Origin of the sequence: Microcystis sp. M53602_WE12, assembly GCF_030065455.1 — a bacterium.
GTDB classification, from domain to species: domain Bacteria; phylum Cyanobacteriota; class Cyanobacteriia; order Cyanobacteriales; family Microcystaceae; genus Microcystis; species Microcystis aeruginosa.
Map to the genome: position 1 here is coordinate 1 of NZ_JASJFB010000167.1, position 3,056 is coordinate 3,056.

A 3,056-nucleotide genomic window follows, 5' to 3' on the forward strand; every position below is an offset into this window, starting at 1 on the left:
ACTCCCTCCCCGACTATCTAAGCGTTTCTGTACTTCCTCTGGATTTTCTCTAATTTGCTTTAGGTCTAACATGGTAAGTGGGTGGGTGGAATTAAATATAAGATGAACGGAGAACGTAGGTTGGGTTGAAGCATGAAACCCGACGCCCGCTCATGTTACGCTACCGCTAACCCATCCTACAAATAATTGTGCCTCCCTACTTACAAGTCAGTAAAAAATAAAAATTAAGTGGGGGAGTCGGGGAATTGGCAGCCTGAGGGGAAATGTTGTCAACTGCTAACCAATCGTCAATAATAACTCAAAACATAACTAAAATATCGGTTAAAAGCCGCCGGTAAAATTAGCGGTATATTGAATTGTGGTGTTTGGAGTAAGTCTCATGCTCAAGTATCTGCCTGTTAAATTCCTGCGTTTTTTAGCGATTAGCTGTCTTGTAACGTTAATTTCTCTAGGATTTGACCGTTTACACCCCGTTAAAGCTAATCCCACCCTCATAGCTCAAAATGCTTGGGCCGGGGCCTCCTTCCCCGTGGAAAACTTTCAAACCTATACCTCTGGTTTCGGTTATCGTTCCTCTCCCATGGATGGCAGTCAACAATTTCATGCCGGGTTAGATCTGGCCGCACCCTTGGGCAGTTATATTCGCAATTGGTGGACCGGCAGAATCGTCGAGTTATCGGATCATACAGGCTGTGGCACCATGATTAAGATGCAATCCGGTCAATGGACACATATTTATTGTCATCTCATGGGTTCGGTTCAATCCGATAGCCGCGGTACTTTTTTGATTGATAGGTCAGGGGGAATCGTCCTTACTCTCGGTCAGGATATACCGGCAGGGGCCCGCATGGCTAGAGTGGGAATGAGCGGACGCACCACCGGACCACACCTGCACTGGGGACTGATGTACGGCAATCAATACGTTGACCCCGCTTTGGTTTTAAATGCTATGTACGGTTCTAATCCTTCGGGTAATAGTTAAGATATCCTGCAAAAATCAAAAATCTTCCCTTAGGTGAGGAGACTCCGAGGCGGTCGAGAGGAGACAGAGGAGTAGAAAAAAGACAATAGACAAGTATTATATCAATAAAGCCCACAATTCTGACTACTGGCTACTGGCTACTGACTCCTAACTCTCAGGACAATTTGTGATTTTTACAAGAGGTTCAATGAATAACGAGGGACACTGCTAAAATTAAGCTGATCGATTCAGGTATATCCAGATAAAATGCGAATATTAACCCTTGTACCGGGAGGAATTAGCAATCAACTGCTGTTTTTTCCCACTCTAGAAACCCTCCAGCAAACTTACCCCCAAAGCAGCATTGATGTTTTGGTCGAACCTAGAGCAAAGGCTGCCTATCGTCTCTGTCCCCAGGTTAGGGAAGTGCTTTTATTTGACTATCGAGATCAGTACGGATTAGCGGATTATTTAAATATTTTGGGAGTAATTCGGGACCGGGAGTACGAAATCGCCATTAGTCTCACCAATCGTCCTGCTATCAACCTTTTACTCTGGTTAAATGGTGTTCTTAACCGTATAGGCTATGAAAATAATGGCAGCTGGTTCTTATCGCAACAAGTACCCCAGCCAACGGAAGGCTATCTAGCGGATAATTATCACGCACTGGTCAAAGGGTTAAAGATTGCCGCACCCTGTCCACCTTTAAAAATAACATTGAATCGGGATGATATCGATTGGGCCCAAATGGAGCAGCAACGCCTCAATATCAAGGATAGCGGCTATATTCTCCTCTACGCCGGCGGTAGCGATCTCAGCATCAGCCAAGGACTGGAAACGCTTTATCCCCTAGAGAGTTGGCTAGAAATTATCCAAGGCATTCGCCATCAACAACCGGAGTTGCCAATTGTCGCAATCCAGGGAGAACTAGATGAAGCTTGGGTTTTAGCCCTCAAAGCCATGGATAATAACTTAAAAGTGTCCAGAACGGCCGATATCGGTAAAATGGCGGCCATGATCGCCGGTGCTAATTTATTGTTAGCTACCGAAAGTGTCCCTTTACAGTTAGCCGTGGCCGTGGGAACCTATACCCTCTCTCTGCTGGTTCCTTCGTTGTCTAAGAGAGTTTTACCGAGTGGGGGAGAGCTACATCGATATATTGAAGCTAATACGGGAAAAGTCGCCGATATTACCCCCGAAACTGTCCTGAAAAAGATTTGGGGCCAGTAAAAAATCGGGTTTTGATCGCTTTTCTCTGGGATCGAAACCCGAAAAAAAATCAGCATCAAAGCTCAATTTTGCGATTGAGATAACTGACTTTTCAAGGATTCTAGGGAGGCCCAACGACCATCGATGGCAGTATTTTCTGGAAGAAAAAAATCGGGTGGTTGACAATTGGCTCCGCAGAGTTGACGGGGGGGTAAAGTTAGACATAACTGCTCGTATAACCACATTTGCGGGTCAAAATCCCCGTTAGGATCGAGGGTTTCCGAGAGGTCTTCGTAGGCTATTTCTCGCTCTAGAGGATAGGAGCTATCGTAGTCTTTATTTTTGTCTAGCCAGATTAATTCGGAAGTGTTTAATTGCAGACGATGATTATATTGTTGTAAACAGCGATCGCAGGTTAAAGTGACGATGGTTTCCGCTTTCACCGATACTTCCAAAAAATTGCCCCCATGTCTAACCAACAAGGTTCCCCGCACCGGTGTCAAGGTTTCTAGACCGGGGATAAAATTATCGGTGATAATCACTCTTTGTCGATCAGGAGATTTGAGGAGGTGGGGGATAAAAATAGTTTCCATAGATAACTCCTGTATCATTTATCGGGTGTCAACTGCGTTAGCGAGTAACGCCACCATAATTGCTCGGTGACAATCTTTCCTTTATCAGCTTATCGCAGCCCTCGCCTCTAGAGACATAGACCAGTCCTAGACTTTGGGGTGTAGGGTGTAGGGTGTGGGGTGTGGGGTGTGGGGTGTAGGGTGTGGGGTGTAGGGTGTGGGGAGAACAAAGCTGCCTCTTGCCTCTTGCCTCTTGCCTCTTGCCTCTTGCCTCTTGCCTCTTGCCTCTTGCCTCTTGCCTCTTGCCTTTTGCC

3 protein-coding genes and 1 pseudogene are annotated in these 3,056 nt (G+C 45.9%); 2 read left to right on the top strand and 2 right to left on the bottom strand.

The annotated features are described in order from the left end of the window. The first annotated feature begins 379 nt into the window (after positions 1-379). Together PX482_RS06530 and PX482_RS06535 are read left to right on the top strand one after the other, a co-directional pair. A complete protein-coding gene (locus PX482_RS06530) occupies positions 380-982 on the top strand; it encodes a M23 family metallopeptidase (RefSeq protein ID WP_002762554.1) in 603 nt (200 codons plus the stop codon). Positions 983-1,228: 246 nt separating this feature from the next. Next, a complete protein-coding gene (locus tag PX482_RS06535) occupies positions 1,229-2,191 on the top strand; it encodes a glycosyltransferase family 9 protein (RefSeq protein WP_288122216.1) in 963 nt (320 codons plus the stop codon). 62 nt (positions 2,192-2,253) lie between these two features. On the opposite strand, the gene PX482_RS06540 is transcribed toward PX482_RS06535, so the two are convergent. Continuing rightward, positions 2,254-2,763 (bottom strand): YceD family protein, encoded by a 510-nt coding sequence (locus PX482_RS06540; protein ID WP_288122217.1) that lies wholly within the window; start codon positions 2,761-2,763, stop codon positions 2,254-2,256. 37 nt (positions 2,764-2,800) lie between these two features. Next, positions 2,801-3,056: pseudogene (locus PX482_RS06545) on the bottom strand (hypothetical protein); the annotation flags it as partial.